The sequence below is a fragment of the Wolbachia endosymbiont of Cylisticus convexus genome, assembly GCF_003344345.1.
This window is the reverse complement of sequence record NZ_QPIP01000115.1, coordinates 1-4,489: the sequence shown is the minus strand read 5'-3', so window position 1 is coordinate 4,489 and position 4,489 is coordinate 1. Positions and strand designations below refer to the sequence as shown.

At 35.4% G+C, this 4,489-nt stretch carries 3 protein-coding genes and 3 pseudogenes; 1 reads left to right on the top strand and 5 read right to left on the bottom strand.

Annotated elements, in window-relative coordinates:
* The 5 genes and pseudogenes from Wcon_RS08705 to Wcon_RS08685 all read right to left on the bottom strand — a co-directional run.
* The coding region (locus tag Wcon_RS08705; protein WP_114516781.1) for an IS256 family transposase at window positions 1-828 on the bottom strand (828 nt) is incomplete at its 3' end.
* 31 nt (window positions 829-859) lie between these two features.
* On the bottom strand, window positions 860-1,633 hold the full coding sequence (gene wmk, locus Wcon_RS08700; protein ID WP_114517878.1) for a WO male-killing family protein Wmk: 774 nt from the start codon (window positions 1,631-1,633) through the stop codon (window positions 860-862).
* Between the two features lie 38 nt (window positions 1,634-1,671).
* Window positions 1,672-2,586: a WO male-killing family protein Wmk gene (gene wmk, locus Wcon_RS08695; RefSeq protein ID WP_114517877.1), complete on the bottom strand. Its 915-nt coding sequence runs from the start codon at window positions 2,584-2,586 to the stop codon at window positions 1,672-1,674.
* Window positions 2,587-2,659: 73 nt separating this feature from the next.
* A pseudogene (locus Wcon_RS08690) lies at window positions 2,660-3,097 on the bottom strand (hypothetical protein); the annotation flags it as partial.
* 20 nt (window positions 3,098-3,117) lie between these two features.
* Window positions 3,118-3,552, bottom strand: a pseudogene (locus Wcon_RS08685) (transposase); the annotation flags it as partial.
* A 57-nt stretch (window positions 3,553-3,609) separates the two neighbouring features.
* Here Wcon_RS08685 and Wcon_RS08680 point away from each other — a divergent pair.
* A pseudogene (locus Wcon_RS08680) lies at window positions 3,610-4,461 on the top strand (IS630 family transposase).
* The last annotated feature ends 28 nt before the right edge of the window (window positions 4,462-4,489 follow it).

Here is a 4,489-nt window from a genome sequence, read left to right as displayed (position 1 = left end):
ACTGGATACATATTTCAGAGAATTTCTTATTTGGTGTACTATACATAGCTGCACTTCTGCACTGGGAAATACACTGTTGATGGCTGCAGGAAAGCTTTTTAGCCCATCTACACATGCAATCAGAATATCTTCTACTCCTCTTTCTTTGAGGTTATTTAGCACTTCCAACCAAAAGTTAGCTCCTTCACTTTCAGCCAAATAAAAGCCCAGGACTTCTTTTCTGCCATTTTGGTCTATGCCCAATATATTGTACATACATTTACTTACGCAATGTCCATCCTCCTTGACCTTAAAGAACATCCCATCCATAAATACTATCGGGTATACTGATTGCAGTGGACGACTACGCCATTCATTGATTATAGGCAGTAATTTGTCGGTAATACTTGATATCTCTGCTACCGATATTTTGTGATCATAAATTTCCTCAACGTGTGACGCTATATCTCTATAGCTCATACCACTGGCAAATGTGCTCAAAATCTTCGTTTCAAGCTCTGGATGTAAGCTTGTTTGCCTTTTTTTGACTATTTGCGGCTCAAAACTTCCTTCTCTATCTCTTGGCGTTAACAGCTCAAATGAACCTGCACTTGTACGTAAAGTCTTTCCATTCCTCCCATTTCTGCGATTATTTTCTTCACTTTCAGCTAATAAATGGTTTTCTATTTCACCTTCTAGACTCGCCTCCAGCAGCTTTTTTATAAATGGTGTTAATGCTCCCTCCTTTCCTGTCAACGGTCTTCCTTCTCGTATAGACGACAGGATATTTGTTTCCAACTCTTTATAATCTACCAATCCGTTAGTTCTGTTTACTACTTTTTGACTCATTGTCAAACCTCCATTTTTAAATTGATATAAATTACTTTTTTTCGGTTTGACACACTTTTTTGAACATTCCCTCTCTGTACTCATCCATTAAACTCAATAGCTTTTTGCTTTCTCTTGTTTTAGGTAGCAGAACTTTAATATTCACTGATAATTCTCCTGCTATTTCATATAATTTATCTAATGATATGGCAGTATATCCTTTTTCATATTCGTGTATTTCCTTGAGTGTTACACCAACTTTATCCGCCAAATCTTTTTGAGTATATCTTCTTATTAGTCTCCATTCTCTTATTCTTTGCCCTATTCTGTAGTATATAGAATCAGTGCAGATTTCTCTCTCTGTATTATCATACTCGTAAATAGATAAGCCCGTTGCCCGGGAAATTACGTCAACTGAAACTCCTTCTTTAACTAGATTCTTTGCTACTTCTAATCTTGCCTCCTCTTGATTAATTTTCTCGCTAACATGAACAAATCTGACTAATGAAGGTACTATTTTACCTAACTTTTGATTCTCGTATATTTTTGTTAGATAGAGTATTTCTTCATCTTCATACTCTCTTACTACTACTGATTCAGGTAGCAGATCTGTAACAGTAGCTGATAATGCTTTTGCTATTATATATAATACTTCAACAGGAATAGCGCTATAGCCATTTTCATAGCTGTTCACTTCTTGGTATGTTAAACCTATTTGACCTGCTAATCCTATTTGAGTATGACCTCGCATTAACCTACAATTTTCTATTTTTTGCCCTATTCCATAACTAACATTGCTTGCAGAAACAAACACATATACCTCCATTTAAGAAAAAAACTCTATTACTATAATTTTTCCACGAGCTACCCATCTAAAACTATATCAACAGGTAAACCTACCGCTTGCAAAATAATATCAATAGAAATTCCCCCTTTTACTAGATCTCTTGCAACTTTGATCCTTTCCGCTTTTCTCACTTTTTCTTCACAAATCCTTATACCTTCAAACAGAGACTCTCTTAATGCATTACGTAGTTCTTGGCTCTCAATTTCTTTGTATTCTTTAACCAAATCAGGTAGCTCATTTTCTATCTCATCTCCTGTTAGTTCAAGTAGGTCCATGATATTAATTGATAACACCTTTGCTATTCCATATAATTTATCAAGTGGAACAGAAGTCCTTCCTTGTTCATAGTTGCTTATTTCGTGACGTGTTGTATTCATTTTCTCTGCTAAATCTTTTTGAGTATACTCTCTCACTATCCTCCATTCTTTTATCTTCTTTCCTATTTGGCAGTGTATAGAACCAACTTTTTCTTCAATACATTCATCAGCAGAGAGGCCAATTGCTTGTGAAACAATATCAACAGAAATTCCTGCTTTAACCAGACCATTTGCAATTTTTATTTTTTCCGATTTTCTACTACTTTTTTCACTGACTTGGACAAATTTGGTTAGCAAACAAAGCATCCTACGCAACTCCTGATCATTAATCTTTTTATATTCTCTTACTAGATCTAATATTTCTTCTCCCTCATCTTCAAGACAGCTTTTTGATACAGGAATAAGATCCGTAATACTGATTGATAGTGCCTCAGCTATAGCATATAACCTTTCAATTGAAATTCTACGATTCCCTTTCTCATATTGCAGTATTACCCAGTATTTTACACCAATTTTCTCAGCTAAATCTTTCTGAGTATACTCCCTCTCTAACCTCCAACTTTTTACTTTTTGCCCTACTTCATAGTCTAGACTTCTTTCCACGCAAAGAACCATATATAATATTTTCTACTATAGCTCAAAGGCTCCAGATATAATAGCCAGACTCTGGAACCTTTAAATTGATGAATTAAAGTGCCCTACAAGTTTCTTTACTATTTTCACGTACTTTGTCTGCCCATGAAAACAATTTTTCACTTACTTCCTTCTGCTTTTCACTCCATATGCCGCACCTAGTGAAATTACCTTTCTCTACTGCTTCTTTAAGTTTTACTCCAGCAAAAAGGCAATTTTTTCCAATTTCTTCCCCTCTTTGTTGTAATTCAGCCCACATTTCCTTATTTGCTACTCTCACTTGCACCTGATTTGCATCTTGGTACAGCATAACATTCAGCTTGCCAGCGCTTGTAGGAAATTCTAACACAACAGAGCTACCATCTGACATATCAGTATAGTTTCTCATACCTCCCTTCTCACCTTTAACCTCAACTGCATTATTGCCCATTCTTAAAATGCTACTTCCTAACTCTCTGTCTAAACCTAGTACTTTGGCAACTTCTACTTTGCTTCTAAGAAACTTCCCATTAGTTATTCCTGTTGAACTAAGATATAACCGAATTCCTGTGCCTTTTTGATTAAATTTTTTACAACTTTCTCTTTGTAACGTGTTTCATAATAATCTATTCCTCTTTCTACATATTCTTGTCCATACTTCAACATACTATAAAAGATACATGCTAATTTCCTTGCCGTAGCAGTAATCGCTTTTGGTGCACCTAGTCGTTTTTTTAACCTTCTACAATATGCACCTATTCCGCTATTGCTTCTTGATACACAGTGAGCAGCGATTCGAAATGCATTCGCGGCACGATTAATGACTTTACGTGTTCTTGTGCTAAACACTTTTTCCCCTGTAATTTTATTAGCAGGGCTTAGCCCCAACCACGAAGTAAAATGCTTTTCTGATCGCCATTTATTATAGTTAACACCAACTTCCGAAATGATAGTTTGTACAGTTATAGCTCTTTTCATAATAGTACAAACGAGGTAAAATAAGATTTTATAGTAGTGAAGGTAAGTATGCCAGCAGCATATAGTTATGATTTAAGAAAAAAAGCAATGGAATCACTAGAAGAAGGAGAAAGCAGAGAAGCAGTGGCAGCAAGATTTAAAATTGGAAGAACTACGTTATGGGAGTGGCAGCAAAGAAAAAAGAAACAGGAGATTTTCAGTCAAAAAAACTTGGAAATGGAGGTTATAATCACAAAATTACTGACTGGAATAAATTTACTGAATTTGCTAAAAAATATGGTGGAAAAACTCTATCGGAAATGGCTAAGCTTTGGAGCAATGTTAGTATCCCAACGATTCATCGAGCTCTTAAAAAAATTGGACTCACACGCAAAAAAAGACATATGGATACAAAGAAAGGGACGAAGAAAAACGCGCTGAATTTTTGAAAATTATAGCAACAAAAGAACCTCAAAACTTAGTTTATATAGATGAGTCTGGCATTGATAACACCGAGGACTACCCTTATGGATATTGCCAGAAGGGACAGAGGTTTTATGCTCTAAAATCTGGTAAAAAAATTCAACGAATCAGTATGATTGCAGCCTTAAACGGCAGGAAAATAGTTGTTCCGTTAACATTTGAAGGCCACTGTAATATGTTAATAAATGGTTTGAGCAGTTTCTGACACCGATTTTGAAACCTGGACAAACTGTTATCCTTGATAATGCTACTTTTCATAAGTCTAATAAGATTACTGAATTTGCTAAAGGAGTTGGCGCAGAAATTTTATATCTACCGCCTTATTCTCCCGATTTTAACAAAATTGAGCATCATTGGTTTGCTATAAAAAACAGAGCTAGGAAAAACATCCCTCTATTCACATCTTTTCGTCATGCTGTTGATTCCGCTTTTCTATAAGCTTTTCGGACTATTATGAAAAGAGCTA

Bases quoted from the DNA above. Each gene is read 5' to 3' on its own strand.
- wmk (WP_114517878.1), bottom strand. From the start codon at position 1,633: ATGGAGGTATATGTGTTTGTTTCTGCAAGCAATGTTAGTTATGGAATA.
- wmk (WP_114517877.1), bottom strand. From the start codon at position 2,586: ATGGTTCTTTGCGTGGAAAGAAGTCTAGACTATGAAGTAGGGCAAAAA.